The organism is Pseudomonas sp. A34-9 (genome assembly GCF_029543085.1).
Classification (GTDB): Bacteria; Pseudomonadota; Gammaproteobacteria; order Pseudomonadales; family Pseudomonadaceae; genus Aquipseudomonas.
On the sequence record NZ_CP119967.1, the window covers coordinates 1324645 to 1341682 of the forward strand.

General features: G+C 59.2%; 14 protein-coding genes. 13 read left to right on the plus strand and 1 reads right to left on the minus strand.

Features of this window, described 5'->3' with window-relative positions; genetic code table 11:
* Positions 1-73: 73 nt before the first annotated feature.
* From dnaE to ispD, 8 genes are all read left to right on the plus strand, one after another.
* Positions 74-3595: a DNA polymerase III subunit alpha gene (dnaE, locus tag P3G59_RS05695; RefSeq protein ID WP_277760786.1), complete on the plus strand. Its 3522-nt coding sequence runs from the start codon at positions 74-76 to the stop codon at positions 3593-3595.
* Between the two features lie 139 nt (positions 3596-3734).
* Positions 3735-4682 (plus strand): acetyl-CoA carboxylase carboxyltransferase subunit alpha, encoded by a 948-nt coding sequence (locus P3G59_RS05700; RefSeq protein WP_277760787.1) that lies wholly within the window; start codon positions 3735-3737, stop codon positions 4680-4682.
* A 131-nt stretch (positions 4683-4813) separates the two neighbouring features.
* Entirely contained in the window at positions 4814-6142 is a 1329-nt protein-coding gene (gene tilS / locus P3G59_RS05705) for a tRNA lysidine(34) synthetase TilS (RefSeq protein ID WP_277760788.1), read from the plus strand.
* 274 nt (positions 6143-6416) lie between these two features.
* Positions 6417-8048 carry a CTP synthase gene (locus P3G59_RS05710; protein ID WP_093436570.1) on the plus strand — a complete coding sequence of 544 codons (1632 nt, stop codon included), beginning with the start codon at positions 6417-6419 and terminating at the stop codon, positions 8046-8048.
* A gap of 5 nt (positions 8049-8053) precedes the next feature.
* Positions 8054-8899, plus strand: a complete 846-nt coding sequence (gene kdsA / locus P3G59_RS05715; protein ID WP_007908840.1) for a 3-deoxy-8-phosphooctulonate synthase — start codon at positions 8054-8056, stop codon at positions 8897-8899.
* Positions 8900-9056: 157 nt separating this feature from the next.
* Complete coding sequence (gene eno / locus P3G59_RS05720) at positions 9057-10346, plus strand: phosphopyruvate hydratase (protein ID WP_093436567.1); 1290 nt, start codon at positions 9057-9059, stop codon at positions 10344-10346.
* A gap of 171 nt (positions 10347-10517) precedes the next feature.
* Complete coding sequence (ftsB, locus tag P3G59_RS05725) at positions 10518-10796, plus strand: cell division protein FtsB (protein WP_007908838.1); 279 nt, start codon at positions 10518-10520, stop codon at positions 10794-10796.
* Positions 10793-11500: a 2-C-methyl-D-erythritol 4-phosphate cytidylyltransferase gene (ispD, locus tag P3G59_RS05730; protein WP_277760790.1), complete on the plus strand. Its 708-nt coding sequence runs from the start codon at positions 10793-10795 to the stop codon at positions 11498-11500. The genes ftsB and ispD overlap by 4 nt, the downstream gene beginning before the upstream one ends.
* Positions 11501-11642: 142 nt before the next feature.
* Here ispD and P3G59_RS05735 read toward each other — a convergent pair whose 3' ends face one another.
* A complete protein-coding gene (locus tag P3G59_RS05735; protein ID WP_277760791.1) occupies positions 11643-12539 on the minus strand; it encodes a LysR substrate-binding domain-containing protein in 897 nt (298 codons plus the stop codon).
* A gap of 116 nt (positions 12540-12655) precedes the next feature.
* Here P3G59_RS05735 and P3G59_RS05740 point away from each other — a divergent pair, with 116 nt between their 5' ends.
* The 5 genes from P3G59_RS05740 to surE all read left to right on the plus strand — a co-directional run bounded on the left by P3G59_RS05740 (position 12656) and on the right by surE (position 17018).
* A complete protein-coding gene (locus P3G59_RS05740; protein WP_007908835.1) occupies positions 12656-13768 on the plus strand; it encodes an S-(hydroxymethyl)glutathione dehydrogenase/class III alcohol dehydrogenase in 1113 nt (370 codons plus the stop codon).
* An 89-nt stretch (positions 13769-13857) separates the two neighbouring features.
* Positions 13858-14709 carry an S-formylglutathione hydrolase gene (gene fghA, locus P3G59_RS05745; RefSeq protein ID WP_277762116.1) on the plus strand — a complete coding sequence of 284 codons (852 nt, stop codon included), beginning with the start codon at positions 13858-13860 and terminating at the stop codon, positions 14707-14709.
* A gap of 43 nt (positions 14710-14752) precedes the next feature.
* Positions 14753-15226, plus strand: a complete 474-nt coding sequence (gene ispF, locus P3G59_RS05750) for a 2-C-methyl-D-erythritol 2,4-cyclodiphosphate synthase (protein ID WP_034149878.1) — start codon at positions 14753-14755, stop codon at positions 15224-15226.
* A complete protein-coding gene (gene truD, locus P3G59_RS05755; protein ID WP_277760792.1) occupies positions 15223-16281 on the plus strand; it encodes a tRNA pseudouridine(13) synthase TruD in 1059 nt (352 codons plus the stop codon). Before ispF ends, truD begins: the two co-directional genes overlap by 4 nt.
* Positions 16269-17018, plus strand: a complete 750-nt coding sequence (surE, locus tag P3G59_RS05760) for a 5'/3'-nucleotidase SurE (RefSeq protein WP_007908831.1) — start codon at positions 16269-16271, stop codon at positions 17016-17018. The genes truD and surE overlap by 13 nt, the downstream gene beginning before the upstream one ends.
* Positions 17019-17038: the final 20 nt, after the last annotated feature.

A 17038-nucleotide genomic window follows, 5' to 3' on the forward strand; every position in this document is an offset into this window, starting at 1 on the left:
CAAGGCTGATGTTTTATTCGAGGCCCGGTACAATCCGGGCCTTGTTGTCTCTATGTAACTGGACAGGATCACTATGCCGGCTTCATTCGTTCATCTACGCCTGCACACTGAATACTCCCTGGTCGACGGGCTGGTGCGGATCAAGCCACTGGTTAAGGCGCTGACGGCCATGAACATGCCGGCGGTCGCGGTCACCGACCAGAACAACATGTGTTCTCTGGTCAAATTCTATAAAAACACCATGGGCGCCGGCATCAAGCCGATTTGCGGCGCCGACCTGTGGCTGTCGAACAAGGATCCGGACGCACCGCTGAGCCGGATCAGTCTGTTGGTGATGAATGCCAAGGGCTATCGCAACCTCACTGAATTGATCTCGCGCGGCTTCATCGAAGGCCAGCGCAACGGCATGATCATTGTCGAGCGCGAGTGGGTGGCCGAGGCCAACGAAGGTCTGATCATGCTGTCCGCCGCCAAAGAAGGCGAGATCGGCATGGCGATGATTGGCGGCAACCCGGGCGAAGCCGAAGCCCTGACGCGCGAATGGATGGCGGTGTTCCCGGATCGTTTCTATCTGGAAATCCAGCGCACCAATCGTCCTAACGATGAAGAGCAACTGCACGGGGCCGTAGCGCTTGCCGATAAACTGGGCGCGCCGCTGGTGGCGACCAACGATGTGCGCTTCATCAAGCAGGAAGACTTCGCCGCCCACGAAACCCGCGTGTGCATCGGTGAGGGCCGTGCCCTCGACGATCCGCGGCGTTCGAAGAATTACAGCGACCAGCAATACCTGAAAAGCGCCGAGGAAATGATCGAGCTGTTCAGTGACATTCCCGATGCCATCGAAAACACCGTCGAGATTGCCAAGCGCTGCAACATCGAAGTGAAGCTGGGCACGCACTTTTTGCCCAACTTCCCGATCCCCGATGGCATGACCATCGATGAGTATTTCCGCAAAGTGTCCTTCGACGGCCTCGAAGAACGCCTGGCGGTGCTGCTGCCCAAAGACACCACCGAAGATTACGAAGCCAAGCGCCAGGTCTACGTCGACCGCTTGAATTTCGAGCTGGATATCATCATCCAGATGGGCTTCCCCGGTTACTTCCTGATCGTTATGGACTTTATCCAGTGGGCCAAGAACAACGGCGTACCGGTAGGTCCGGGCCGTGGATCGGGTGCCGGGTCGCTGGTGGCTTATGTACAGAAGATCACCGATCTCGATCCGCTGGAATACGACCTGCTGTTCGAACGTTTCCTTAACCCGGAACGGGTCTCGATGCCCGACTTCGACGTCGACTTCTGCATGGACGGCCGTGACCGGGTGATCGACTACGTGGCCGAGAAATACGGCCGTAACGCGGTCAGCCAGATCATCACCTTCGGCTCCATGGCCGCCAAGGCTGTGGTGCGCGACGTGGCGCGGGTGCAGGGCAAGTCTTACGGTCTGGCGGATCGTCTGTCGAAGATGATCCCGTTCGAAGTCGGCATGACCCTGGAAAAAGCCTACGAGCAGGAAGAGATCCTGCGTGACTTCATCAAGGTCGATGAAGAAGCGGCAGAGATCTGGGAGATGGCGCGCAAGCTTGAAGGTGTTGTGCGTAACGTCGGTAAGCACGCCGGTGGTGTGGTTATTGCTCCGACCAAACTGACTGACTTCTCGCCGATCTATTGCGACGAGGCCGGTGACGGTCTGGTAACCCAGTTCGACAAGGACGACGTTGAAGCGGCCGGTCTGGTGAAGTTCGACTTCCTCGGTCTGCGGACCCTGACGATCATCGACTGGGCGCTGAAAACCATCAACCGCGACCGCGCCAAGGTCAACGAGCCGCCGCTGGATATCGCGTTTATCCCGCTGGACGACAAACCGACTTACACGCTGTTGCAAAAAGCTGAAACCACCGCGGTGTTCCAGCTCGAATCGCGCGGCATGAAAGAGCTGATCAAAAAGCTCAAGCCCGACTGCCTCGAAGACTTGATCGCACTGGTGGCCCTGTTCCGTCCGGGCCCGCTGCAGTCCGGCATGGTGGACGACTTCATTAACCGTAAGCACGGTCGCGCCGAACTGGCGTACCCGCACTCGGATTACCAGTACGAAGGTTTGAAGCCGGTTCTGGCGCCGACCTACGGCATCATCCTGTATCAGGAACAGGTGATGCAGATTGCCCAGGTCATGGCCGGTTACACCCTCGGCGGTGCGGACATGCTCCGTCGCGCGATGGGTAAGAAAAAACCCGAAGAAATGGCCAAGCAGCGCGGCGGTTTCATCGAAGGTTGCGCGACCAATAATATCGACGCCGACCTTGCCGGTAACATTTTCGACCTGGTAGAAAAATTCGCCGGTTACGGCTTCAACAAATCCCACTCCGCTGCCTACGGACTGGTCTCGTACCAAACTGCGTGGCTGAAAGCTCACTACCCGGCGCCGTTCATGGCCGCGGTACTGTCGGCGGATATGCACAACACCGACAAGGTCGTGACCTTGATCGAAGAAATTCGCACCATGAAGCTGCGTCTCGACGCGCCGGATGTGAATACTTCGGAGTTCAAGTTCACGGTGAACGACGACGGCCGCATCGTCTATGGCCTCGGCGCGATCAAAGGCGTCGGCGAAGGCCCGGTTGAGGCGATCACCGAGGCGCGTCAGGCAGGTCCGTTCAAGGATCTGTTCGACTTCTGCGCCCGTGTCGACCTCAAACGTATCAACAAACGTACCCTCGACGGCTTGATCCGCAGCGGTGCGCTGGATCGTCTGGGACCGTACTTTCACGACGAGCAAAAGGCTTACCAGGCCAATATCGACCGTAACCGTGCCGTGCTGCTGGCGGCGATGGAAGAGGCGATCAAGGCGGCCGAACAAACCGCGCGCACCCACGACAGCGGTCACGCCGATCTCTTTGGCGGGCTGTTTGTCGAGGAAGACGCCGACGTTTATGCGTCCCATCGCAAGGCCAAGGAGCTGACCCTCAAGGAACGCCTCAAAGGTGAGAAAGACACCCTCGGCCTGTACCTGACCGGTCACCCGATCGACGAATACGAAGGCGAGATTCGCCGTTTCGCCCGCCAGCGCATCATCGACCTGAAACCGGCGCGCGACACGCAGACCGTGGCAGGGATGATCATTGCCCTGCGGGTGATGAAGAACAAGAAGGGCGACAAGATGGGCTTCATCACCCTCGACGACCGCTCGGGGCGGATCGAGGCATCTTTGTTTGCCGATGCGTTCCATTCTGCGCAATCGTTGTTGCAGACCGACGCAATGGTGGTGGTCGAAGGCGAAGTCAGCAACGACGACTTCTCCGGCGGCCTGCGCCTGCGGGTCAAGCGGGTGATGAGCATGGAAGATGCCCGCACCAACCTCGCCGAGAGCTTGCGCCTGAAGCTGCAAACCCAGGATCTGAAAGGCGATCAGCTACGCTGGTTGGGGGATTTGCTCAAGCGCCATCGTGGCGCGTGCCCGATCACCATGGAGTACACCAGCCCGGATGCCAAGACCTTGCTGCAGTTTGGCGAGACGTGGCGGATCGACCCGGCGGATGCCTTGATTCAGGCTCTGCGTGACCAGTTCGGGCGAGACAACGTCTTCCTCCAATACCGTTGACCGGCAAGTGCCATCACTGCGCTTGCCCGCAACCTGAATTTTTAATCTCGACCTCAGCGCGCCTCTCCCTTAAGGTAGGGCGCGAATAGACAACCGGCCGGCCCAAGCTCATTTGGGACACGACCCAAGACGGACGCCTATGAACCCGAATTTTCTAGATTTCGAACAGCCGATCGCCGACCTGCAAGCCAAGATCGAAGAGTTGCGCTTGGTCGGTAATGACAATTCGCTGAATATCGGCGATGAGATCTCCCGCCTGCAGGACAAGAGCAAAACGCTGACCGAAGACATCTTCGGCAAGCTGACCAGCTGGCAGATCGCACGCCTGGCGCGTCACCCGAAACGCCCGTACACCCTCGACTACATCGAGCACATCTTCACCGAGTTCGACGAACTGCACGGCGACCGTCACTTCTCTGACGACGCAGCAATCGTTGGCGGCATCGCCCGTCTGGAAGACCAGCCGGTGATGATCATCGGTCACCAGAAAGGCCGTGAAGTGCGCGAGAAGGTCCGCCGTAACTTCGGCATGCCGCGTCCGGAAGGCTACCGCAAGGCTTGCCGTCTGATGGAGATGGCCGAGCGTTTCAAAATGCCGATCCTGACCTTCATCGACACCCCGGGTGCCTACCCAGGCATCGACGCTGAAGAGCGCAACCAGAGCGAAGCCATTGCCTGGAACCTGCGTGTGATGGCGCGCCTGAAAACGCCGATCATCGCTACCGTTATCGGTGAGGGCGGTTCCGGTGGTGCACTGGCGATCGGCGTCTGCGATCAGCTGAACATGCTGCAATACTCGACCTACGCGGTGATCTCGCCGGAAGGTTGCGCTTCGATTCTGTGGAAAACCGCAGAAAAGGCGCCGGATGCTGCTGAAGCGATGGGCATTACTGCCGAGCGCCTGAAAGGCCTGGGCATTGTCGACAAGGTGATCAGCGAGCCTCTGGGCGGTGCGCACCGTGATCCGGCCGCTGCGGCTGCGTCGATCCGTGCCGAGCTGAGCTCGCAACTGGCGATGCTGAAGAAGTTCGATAACGAAGCGCTGCTCAAGCGCCGTTATGATCGACTGATGAGCTACGGTCTCTAAGTCGAACGCAATACCCATGTAGGAGTGAGCCTGCTCGCGATGAGGGCGTAACATTCAACCAATGTGTTGGCTGTCACACCGCTATCGCGAGCAGGCTCACTCCTACATTCGTTTGGGGCAAAGAGTTAAATATGGGTCAGTCCATGATTGATTTGCCTTCCCGGCTTTTGCGCAACCTTGAGCCTTGGCGCAACGCCGCTCATTGGCGCATCGCGTTTTCCGGTGGTCTTGATTCCACTGTCCTGCTGCATCTGCTCGCCCATCTCGCAAAATCCGAATCCGTTCCTCCACTAAGCGCTATCCATGTCCATCACGGCCTTCAGGCTGCGGCTGACGCGTGGCCACAACATTGCCAGTCCGTCTGCGATGCGCTGGGTGTGCCGTTGCAAGTGGAGCGCGTGACGGTGCAACCGGGTGCAAGCCTGGAACGCGCGGCGCGGGATGCGCGTTACGCGGTGTTCAGTTCGCTGACGTCAGCCAATGACCTTTTGCTCACTGGCCAGCATCGCGATGATCAAGCGGAAACGCTGCTGTTCCGGTTGTTACGTGGCGCCGGTGTGCGCGGATTGTCCGGGATGCCGGCGCAGCGGCCAGTGGGGCAGGGCACGCTGGTTCGTCCGTTGCTGGGGATCTCTCGGGCCGAACTGCAAGCGTATGCGCAAGCTCATCAATTGCGTTGGATCGAAGATCCGTCCAATCAGGATCGGCAATTCTCGCGCAACTATCTGCGCCATCAGATCATGCCGTTGCTGACCGGTCGCTGGCCGCAAGCGCAGGCGAGCATGGCCCGCAGCGCCGCGCATCTGCGTGAGGCGCAGGGGCTGCTCGACGAACTGGCGCAGATCGACCTGGCGCAAGCCGCGACTGCTCATGATTTCGCATGGCTGGGTTTGCCGTCGCTGGAACTGGCTCCACTCGCCGCACTGTCCGCCGCCCGCCAACGAAACGCGATCAGCCATTGGCTCGAGCCCTTCACACAACTGCCCGATAGCGACCATTGGTCGGGATGGACGGATCTGTGCGAGGCCGCTCACGACGCTTCGCCCGTCTGGCGGCTGGCTGAGGGCGAGCTGCACCGTAGCGCCGGTCGTGTGTGGTGGCTGAGCGGCATCTGGTTGCGCACGCCAGTGATCGGTGCCGACTGGCAAGCGCCGTCGTCAGCGCTACGCTTGGCCGATAATGGCCGTGTCATGTTCAGCGGGCAGGCGCCTTCCGGGCCGTTGCGCATTGCCTGTCGGCAGGGCGGCGAAGTCATGCACCTGGCGGATCGCGGTCACCGCGATCTCAAGCGCCTGCTCAATGAGCGCGCGGTGCCGGGCTTCGTCCGTGGCAGATTGCCGCTGCTGTTTCGCGGCGAAGAATTGCTCGCGGTGGCGAACCTGCCGGGACTTGATGGGCCTGTGCAGGACGGCTGGAAATTGCATTGGCTGCCAACAGACGAAGATCAAGGTTTGAGCTGAAAGGAGCATTCCGGTAGACTACGCTCCCTTCTTGATACAACTTCTGTGGATTCGCCTGAATTGCAGGAGTTGCCGATTACCAAGCAGTCTTTGCTGGGCGATTCCAAAAAATGTGTAGCGAGCAACGTACCGGTGTTTCACCTGCCGGTCTGTCCCAACGCGGCGGTTTTTTTGAAAGGTGCACTGTGATTAATGCAGGTGATCGGGGGCTTCGGCCTTCCTTCGCTTTCCCCGGCGGCTCGTACCGCTTTAACGCAGACTTCTAGGGTTTTTCATGACGCGCTACATATTCGTCACGGGCGGTGTTGTTTCTTCATTGGGGAAAGGCATTGCATCGGCTTCATTGGCAGCCATCCTGGAGGCGCGGGGACTTAAGGTCACCATGCTGAAGCTGGATCCGTACATCAACGTCGACCCGGGCACCATGAGCCCGTTCCAGCACGGTGAAGTGTTCGTCACCCACGACGGCGCCGAGACCGACCTGGACCTGGGCCACTACGAGCGGTTCATCCGCACGACCATGACCCAGAACAACAACTTCACCACTGGCCGTGTCTACGAGCACGTGCTGCGCAAAGAGCGCCGTGGTGACTACCTGGGTGCAACCATCCAGGTAATCCCGCACATCACCGACGAAATCAAGCGCCGCATCATCAAGGGTGCTGGCGACGCTGACGTGGCAATGGTTGAAATCGGTGGCACCGTCGGTGACATCGAGTCGCAACCGTTCCTCGAAGCGATCCGCCAACTGCGTTTCGAAGTCGGCGCCAAGCGCGCGATGCTGATGCACCTGACGCTGGTGCCGTACATCGCCACTGCCGGCGAAACCAAAACCAAGCCAACCCAGCACTCGGTAAAAGAGCTGCGTTCGATCGGCCTGCAGCCAGACGTGCTGGTGTGCCGTTCCGATCACCCGATCGACATCTCGTCGCGTCGCAAGATCGCTCAGTTCACCAACGTTGAAGAACGTGCGGTGATCGCGCTGGAAGACGCCGACACCATCTACAAGATCCCGGGCATCCTGCACTCGCAGGGTCTGGACGATTTCGTTGTCGAGCGTTTCGGCCTGCAATGCGGCAGCGCTGATCTGTCCGAGTGGGACGCTGTGGTTGACGCCAAGCTGAACCCGGAACATGAAGTGACCATCGCCATGGTCGGCAAGTACATGGAACTGCTGGACGCTTACAAGTCGCTGATCGAAGCGATGAGTCATGCCGGTATCAGCAACCGCACCAAGGTCAACCTGCGTTACATCGACTCTGAAGACATCGAAAACCAGGGCACTGCGCTGCTCGAAGGTGTTGATGCGATCCTCGTACCGGGCGGCTTCGGTCTGCGCGGCGTGGAAGGCAAGATCACCGCCGTTCAGTACGCTCGCGAAAACAAGGTTCCGTACCTGGGTATCTGCCTGGGCATGCAAGTGGCGGTCATCGAATTCGCCCGTAACGTGATGGGCTGGAAAGACGCCAACTCCACTGAGTTCGATCGCGCCAGCGGCCATCCGGTGGTCGGCCTGATCACCGAGTGGGAAGACGCTACCGGTGCCGTTGAAGTGCGTACCGAGTCGTCCGACCTGGGCGGCACCATGCGTCTCGGCGCTCAGGACTGCCTGCTCGAAGCCGGCTCCAAGGTGCACGACTGCTACGGCAAGGACGTGATCGTCGAGCGTCACCGTCACCGTTACGAAGTGAACAACAACCTGCTGCCACAACTGATCGAAGCCGGCCTGAAAATCTCCGGCCGCTCCGCTGACGCGGCGCTGGTTGAAGTGGTTGAAGCGGCCGATCACCCATGGTTCGTCGCTTGCCAGTTCCACCCTGAGTTCACCTCGACACCTCGCGATGGCCACCCGCTGTTCAGCGGTTTTGTCAAAGCAGCGTTGGCTCAACACCAGAAGAAGGCGTAATCCCGATGGCACAGAAGATCATCCGCGTCGGCGACATCGAAATTGCCAACGACAAACCCATGGTGCTGTTCGGCGGCATGAACGTGCTGGAAAGCCGTGACATGGCCATGCAGGTTTGCGAAGAGTACGTGAAAGTCACCGAGAAACTCGGTATCCCTTACGTGTTCAAGGCCAGTTTCGACAAGGCCAACCGTTCTTCTGTGACCTCCTATCGCGGTCCCGGCCTGGAAGAGGGCATGCGCATCTTCCAGGACATCAAACAAGCCTTCGGCGTGCCGATCATCACCGACGTCCACGAGCCTGAGCAGGCCGCGGTCGTCGCTGAGGTCTGCGACATCATTCAACTGCCGGCCTTCCTGTCGCGCCAGACCGATCTGGTCGTCGCGATGGCCAAGACCAATGCAGTGATCAACATCAAGAAAGCCCAGTTCCTCGCGCCTCAGGAAATGAAACACATCCTGAACAAGTGCGTGGAAGCGGGTAACGATCAATTGATCCTCTGCGAGCGTGGTTCGAGCTTCGGCTACAACAACCTCGTGGTCGACATGCTCGGCTTCGGCATCATGAAGCAGTTCGAGTACCCGGTATTCTTCGACGTGACCCACGCGCTGCAAATGCCGGGTGGTCGTGCCGACTCCGCGGGCGGGCGCCGTGCACAGGTTCTGGATCTGGCCAAGGCCGGTATGAGCCAGTCGCTGGCAGGTCTGTTCCTCGAAGCGCATCCGGATCCGGACAACGCCAAATGCGACGGCCCTTGCGCCTTGCGTCTGGACAAACTGGAGCCATTCCTGGCCCAGCTCAAGGCTTTGGACGAACTGGTTAAGAGTTTTCCGACGGTAGAAACCGCGTAAACCTCAATTCTCCGGTAAAGTACCGCACGATTTGTCGCTCATGCCCTCGGGCATGAGCGTTATCGTCTGCAAGTCTGCCCGCTGCACACCCCTTGCCGACGGTAAAAAGATTTCCTCTAGCTGCGTCGTTTTCGTCAACTTTGGAGTGTTTACAACAATGGCAAAAATCGTCGACATCAAAGGTCGTGAAGTTCTCGACTCCCGTGGCAATCCCACCGTGGAAGCGGACGTGCTTCTCGACAACGGCATCATCGGCAGCGCTTGCGCGCCGTCCGGTGCATCCACTGGCTCGCGTGAAGCGCTCGAGCTGCGTGATGGCGACAAGAGCCGTTACCTGGGCAAGGGCGTGCTCAAAGCGGTAGCCAACATCAACGGTCCGATCCGCGATCTGCTGCTGGGCACTGACCCAAGCGACCAGAAAGCTCTGGATCACGCGATGATCAAGCTCGACGGTACCGAAAACAAGGCAACTCTTGGCGCCAACGCCATCCTCGCAGTGTCCCTGGCTGCGGCCAAGGCGGCTGCTCAGGATCAGGATCTGCCGCTGTACGCACACATCGCCAACCTCAACGGCACGCCGGGTGTTTACTCGATGCCGGTGCCGATGATGAACATCATCAACGGTGGCGAGCACGCCGATAACAACGTCGACATCCAGGAATTCATGGTGCAGCCGGTTGGCGCCAAGTCGTTCTCGGAAGGTCTGCGCATGGGCACCGAGATTTTCCATCACTTGAAAGCTGTGCTGAAGGCTCGTGGCCTGAGCACTGCCGTTGGCGACGAAGGCGGTTTCGCACCGAACCTGGCGTCCAACGAAGACGCGCTGAAAGTGATCTCCGAAGCTGTTGCCAACGCCGGTTACAAACTGGGCACTGACGTGACCCTGGCCCTGGACTGCGCGGCCAGCGAATTCTACGAAGACGGCAAGTACAACCTGTCCGGCGAAGGCCAGGTGTTCACTGCTGAAGGTTTCGCTGACTACCTGAAAGGCCTGACCGAACGTTACCCGATCATCTCGATCGAAGACGGTCTGGACGAGTCCGACTGGGCTGGCTGGAAAATCCTCACCGACAAGATCGGCGAGAAGACTCAACTGGTGGGCGACGACCTGTTCGTGACCAACACCAAGATCCTGAAAGAAGGCATCGACAAAAAGATCGCCAACTCGATCCTGATCAAGTTCAACCAGATCGGCACCCTGACCGAAACCCTGGAAGCCATCCAGATGGCCAAGGCTGCCGGTTACACAGCAGTGATCTCGCACCGTTCGGGCGAAACCGAAGATTCGACCATTGCCGACCTGGCTGTGGGTACTTCGGCTGGCCAGATCAAGACCGGTTCGCTGTGCCGTTCCGACCGCGTTTCCAAGTACAACCAACTGCTGCGTATCGAAGAGCAGTTGAATGGCAAGGCCAAGTACAACGGTCGCAGCGAGTTCCGCGGCTAAGTACAAATCGATGGAAGGACACCGGATTGTGTCGAAAAAGTCGTGACAGCGATGGATTTGCCACTAATCTGATGCCTTAACAGCACAAGCCTGGGTCTTCCAGGCTTCGTGCTATCAGATGCTCCAAAGTTTTGGCGTGGCTGTCTTTTTTCACTGGATACCTGATATTCGATGCGCAGTCCTTACTGGTTGTTTCTCGTTTTGCTCTTGCTACTGGCTGGTCTGCAGTACCGCCTGTGGGTGGGCAATGGCAGTCTGGCGCAAGTCGCCGAGCTGAATCAGCAGATTGCTGATCAACACGCCGAGAACGAAGGTTTGCTGGAGCGCAACCGGGTGATGGACGCTGAAGTCAGCGAGTTGAAAAAGGGCATGGAGACCGTTGAAGAGCGGGCTCGTCACGAGCTGGGCATGGTCAAGGACGGCGAAACCCTTTACCAGTTGGCCCAATGATCAATTCCCTGCCGGCCTTCTGGGCCGTGATTCCTGCCGCGGGCGTCGGTGCCCGAATGGCCGCGGACCGTCCCAAGCAATACTTGCAACTGGGCGGGCGCACAATTCTCGAACACAGCCTCGGCTGTTTCCTCGATCACCCAAGCCTCAAAGGGTTGGTGGTCAGTCTTGCGGTTGACGATCCTTACTGGCCGAACCTGGTCTGCGCCAACAATCCACGAATTCATCGGGTTGAGGGTGGGGCCGAGCGTTCTGGCTCGGTACTCAATGCCTTGCTGCACCTGCATGCGCAAGGTGCCGATGATGAGGATTGGGTACTCGTGCACGATGCGGCACGACCGAATCTGAGTCGCGAAGATCTCGACAAATTACTGGATGAACTGGCGGATGATCCGGTGGGCGGTTTGCTGGCGGTGCCTGCACGCGACACGTTGAAGCGGGTCGACAGGCACGGTCGGGTGGTTGAGACCGTGGATCGCAGCGTGATCTGGCAGGCGTATACGCCGCAGATGTTTCGCCTCGGGGCTTTGCATCGGGCATTGGCCGATAGTCTGGTGGCGGATGCCGTGATTACTGATGAAGCTTCGGCGATGGAGTGGGCAGGCCTGGCGCCGCGTCTGATTGAAGGGCGGGCGGATAACCTCAAGGTGACCCGACCGGAAGATCTCGAATGGTTGCGTCAGCGTTGGGCGAATCGCCGCTGATTGCTGTGGCGCTTTTCAGATTGCCTTCGCGAGCAGGCTCGCTCCCACCTTTGAATTACGCCGAACACGAATCTTGTATCCACTGAAGATCCCTGTGGGAGCGAGCCTGCTCGCGAAAGCGGTAGTTCAGGCAACCCATCATTCAGCTTCGATACTCCGGCCGTTCAGCCATCCCAACCTTCAAAAAGTCCACCAACTTGCGCACCTTCGGCGACAAATGCCGCTGCTGCGGATACAGCGCCCACACCGCCGTATTTGGCGGTTGATGCGCCTCCAGCAACGAAATCAACGCGCCACTGTGCAGGTGCTCCAGCACGTAATAATCCGGCAACTGACACAGCCCAACCCCCTGCAACGCCGCATCCAGCACCGCCTGCCCACTGTTGCAGCGCCAGTTTCCCTGCACGCGTTGAGAAAACTCCCGCCCGTTTTGCTCAAGCTGCCAAATGTCCGAGCTGCCGATCAGGCAGTTATGCCGGCTCAGTTCCGACAAACTGTGTGGGCGACCGTACCGCTCAATGTAGGACGGTGACGCGCAGAGATACATTCGCCTTGGCGCCAGGCGGGTCGCGACCAACCGCGAGTCCTGCAACCGACCGAGACGAATCGCCAGGTCCAGTCCTTCGTGCACCAGGTCGAGTTGGCGATTGCTCAGTTCGATATCGATGCGCAACTGCGGATACAGCCCCATGAACCGCGTTACCAACGGCACGATAAAGCGTTCGCCGTAAGCCACGGCACAGGTCATGCGCAGCATGCCTTTCGGCTCGCTGGTCAGGTCGCCAACCGCACGCAAGGCTTCTTCGCGACCATCCTGCAAGCGTTGGCAATGTTGCAGAAAGGTCTGCCCGGCCTCGGTCAGTGTCACGCGCCGGGTACTGCGATAGAGCAGGCGCGTCTGAAGCCGCTCTTCCAGTCGTACGATTTGTCGACTGATGTGGGAGGAAGAAACCCCAAGACGTTCGGCAGCGGCAGTGAACTGACTGCATTCAGCAACGGCGACGAACTCGTCGATGCCTTCCCAGCGGTTTTCGGACATCGGGATTATCCCTGTATGGCAATAATGTTTTGCTTTTGCCTCGATTATTCATCGTAAGGCCATGTATTACACTCCTTGTCTGGTTTTTTATTCATTGGATTCACTGGAGAGTCAGCATGATCAAGTCGCGCGCCGCCGTTGCCTTCGAGGCCAAGAAGCCGCTGGAAATCGTAGAAGTCGACGTCGCCATGCCCAAGGCTGGTGAAGTCCTGCTGCGCGTAGTCGCTTCCGGTGTCTGCCACACCGACGCCTACACCCTGTCCGGTGCTGATCCGGAAGGTATCTTCCCGTCGATCCTCGGCCACGAAGGTGGCGCGATCGTTGAAGCCATCGGCGAGGGTGTGACCTCGGTTGCCGTTGGCGATCATGTCATCCCGCTGTACACCCCGGAATGTGGCCAGTGCAAATTCTGTAAGTCGGGCAAGACCAACCTGTGTCAGGCGATTCGCGCCACTCAGGGTAAAGGTTTGATGCCGGACGGCACTTCGCGCTTTTCCTACAAGGGCGAAACGATTTTCCACTACATGGGCACTTCGACGTTCTCGGAATACACCGTGTTGCCGGAAATCTCCGTGGCCAAAATCTCCAAAGACGCGCCACTGGAAAAGGTTTGCCTGCTCGGTTGTGGCGTCACCACCGGTATCGGCGCAGTGCTCAACACCGCTAAGGTCAAACCGGGTGACACCGTGGCCATCTTCGGTCTGGGCGGCATCGGTCTGTCAGCGGTGATCGGCGCGGTGAAAGCCAAGGCTGCGCGCATCATCGCCATCGACATCAATCCGGCCAAGTTCGAGATCGCCAAACAACTGGGTGCAACCGACTGCGTGAACCCGAAAGACTTCGATCGTCCGATCCAGGAAGTGATCGTCGACATGACCGATGGCGGCGTCGACTTCTCCTTCGAATGCATCGGCAACGTGCAACTGATGCGCGCCGCCCTTGAGTGCTGCCACAAAGGTTGGGGTGAGTCGGTAATCATCGGTGTGGCCGGTGCCGGCCAGGAAATCGCGACCCGCCCGTTCCAGTTGGTGACCGGTCGCGTCTGGCGCGGTTCGGCGTTCGGCGGCGTGCGTGGTCGTACCGAGTTGCCAAGCTACGTCGACATGGCCCAGAGCGGCGAAATCCCGCTGGATACGTTCATCACCCATACCATGGGTCTGGAAGACATCAACAAGGCCTTCGACCTGATGCACGAAGGCAAGAGCATCCGTACCGTCATTCATTTTTGAAGCAGCCCCAAGCTTCAAACTTCAAGCTGCAAGTAAGTGCGTTCCTGCCTTTACTTGAAGCTCGAAGCTTGCCGCTTGCAGCTGGGAGAATCCCTATGAGTCTGGAAAATATCTCCTGTCAGAAGAGTTTCGGCGGCTGGCACAAACGCTATCGCCATCGCTCCGATGTGCTCGGTTGTGACATGGTGTTCGCCGTCTACCTGCCACCGCAGGCGGAGCAGGGCGGCAAGCTGCCGGTGCTGTATTGGTTGTCGGGCCTGACCTGCACCGATGAGAACTTCATGCAGAAGGCCGGCGCGATGCGCATGGCTGCCGAACTGGGGTTGATCATTGTTGCGCCGGACACCAGCCCGCGCGGCCCCGATGTCCCGGGTGATCCGGACAACGCTTGGGATTTCGGCCTTGGCGCCGGGTTCTATCTGAATGCCACCCAGGAACCCTGGTCGCGCCACTATCGGACGCATGACTATGTCGTGCAGGAATTGCCTTCGCTGGTTGAAGCGCATTTCCCGGCGTCGGACAAACGCAGCATCAGCGGCCACTCCATGGGCGGCCACGGTGCGTTGGTCTGCGCGTTGCGAAACCCGGGTCGCTATCAATCTGTGTCGGCGTTCTCGCCGATCAACAACCCGATGGATTGCCCATGGGGGCAAAAGGCATTCTCCCGTTACCTGGGCGAAGACCGTTCGAAGTGGAAAGAGTGGGATGCCTGTGCGCTGATCGCCGAAGCGGACGAAAAACTGCCGCTGCTGGTCGATCAGGGGGATCGCGATGACTTTCTCGCCACTCAGCTCAAACCCGAAGCCTTGCAACAAGCGGCAAAACAAGCGGGCCATCCGCTGACATTGCGCCTGCAACCGGGCTACGACCACAGCTATTTCTTCATCTCAAGCTTCATTGACGACCACTTGCAGCATCACGCACGCGCCCTTCGGGATTAATGCAGGTAGAATCACGCCCTGACAAAAATCGGGGCGTTTTTTTATGCGTATTGGCCACGGCTATGATGTGCACCGTTTCGCTGAAGGCGATTTCATTACTCTGGGCGGCGTGCGTATCGCACACAGCTTCGGGCTGCTCGCTCATTCCGACGGTGACGTTTTGCTGCACGCCTTGAGCGATGCCTTGCTCGGCGCTGCGGCGCTGGGTGATATCGGCAAACACTTCCCGGACACCGACCCGCAATTCAAGGGCGCCGACAGCCGCGCGCTGCTGCGTCATGTGGTCGCGCTGATCCATGCTAAAGGCTGGAAAGTCGGCAACGTCGACAACACCATCGTTGCCCAGGCACCAAAAATGGCCCCGCATATCGAATCGATGCGCGCGCTGATCGCGGCGGATCTTCAAGTTGAGTTGGATCAAGTGAACGTGAAAGCTACCACCACCGAAAAGCTTGGCTTTGTCGGTCGCGAAGAAGGCATCGCCGTGCACTCCGTTGCCTTGTTGCTGCGCGCATGAATGAACTGCAATTGCTCGGCCCGCGCGCCTATGGCGAAACCCTCGGCAGCGCGGTACTGAAAGCCATCGCTGAAGACTTTCAGGTCGATGAAGTGCTCGATATCCCGTTCAGCGGCGATGGCGAACACCTGTGGATCTGGGTCGAAAAGCGTGGCCTGAACACTGAAGAAGCGGCGCGGCGTATCGCCAAGGCTGCCGGCGTGCCATTGCGCACCGTCAGCTATGCCGGTCTCAAGGACCGTCAGGCACTGACCCGCCAATGGTTCAGCGTGCAGCTGCCGGGCAAAGCCGATCCGGATCTGTCTGCGGCGCAAAACGACACGCTGAAGATCCTCAAGACCACCCGGCACAAGCGCAAGCTGCAACGCGGCGCGCATTCGGCCAACGGGTTCACCTTGCGGTTGACTCAGTTCGAGGGTGACAAAGCGGCGATTGAACAGCGCTTGCAACGGATCACCCAACAAGGCATTCCCAATTATTTCGGCGCCCAGCGCTTCGGCCATGACGGCGGCAACGTCGTTGATGCGCGTGCATGGGCGGCGCGCAAGGCCTTGCCGGAGCAACGCAATGTGCGTTCGCGCCTGCTCTCGACCGCGCGCAGTTTTCTGTTCAACAAGGTGCTTGCCGCACGAGTAGCCGACGGCACCTGGCAAAAGGCACAAGTCGGCGATCTACTGGCCTTCACTGACAGCCGCAGTTTTTTTCCGGCCGGTGAGGCCGAGTGCAGTGATCCACGCCTGGCGATTCTTGACCTGCATCCGACCGGTCCACAGTGGGGCGAAGGTGACTCGCCGACTGCAGGCGCTGTCCATGATCTGGAGCAGGGGATTGCCGCCGATGAAGCAGAGCTGCGCGATTGGTTGGTTCATGCCGGCATGAGCCATGAACGTCGCATCCTGCGGCTGCCCATTGGCGGGTTGACGTGGCATTATCCCCAGCCTGACATTCTGCAACTGGAATTCGTCCTCCCGGCCGGATGCTTCGCCACCGTATTGGTGCGTGAACTCGTTGATCTGGTGCCGGTGGGGCAGACGGACAGCCCATGCGTATTCTGATTTCTAACGACGATGGGGTAACCGCACCCGGTCTCGCCGCGCTTTATGCCGCGCTGGCGGATTACACCGAATGCGTGGTTATCGCCCCGGAGCAGGACAAAAGCGGCGCCAGCAGTTCGCTGACGCTCGACCGTCCGCTGCACCCGCAATATCTGGCCAACGGTTTTATCAGCCTTAACGGCACACCGACCGATTGCGTGCACCTGGGCCTGAACGGCCTGCTGGAGCGTGAGGCGGACATGGTGGTTTCCGGCATCAACCTCGGCGCCAACCTTGGCGATGACGTGCTGTATTCCGGAACCGTGGCGGCCGCCCTTGAGGGACGTTTCCTCGAGCGCCCGTCGTTTGCTTTTTCGCTAGTCTCGCGCCAGGTGGATAATCTGCCGACGGCAGCGTACTTTGCGCGCAAACTGGTGGAAGCCCATGCCGGGCTCGATCTGCCGCCGCGCACGGTGCTCAACGTGAACATTCCCAATTTGCCCATCGATCACATTCGCGGCATCCAGCTGACCCGACTCGGCCATCGCGCCCGGGCGGCGGCACCGATGAAAGTGGTCGATCCGCGTGGCAAGGCCGGCTACTGGATTGCAGCAGCGGGCGATGCCGAAGATGGCGGCCCGGGTACCGACTTTCATGCGGTGATGCAGGGCTATGTATCCATCACGCCGTTGCAGCTCGATCGCACCTTCAATGATGCCTTCAGAAGTCTCGATGGCTGGCTGGAGGGACTGCGCTGATGGCCCGTGAGCACGAAGAC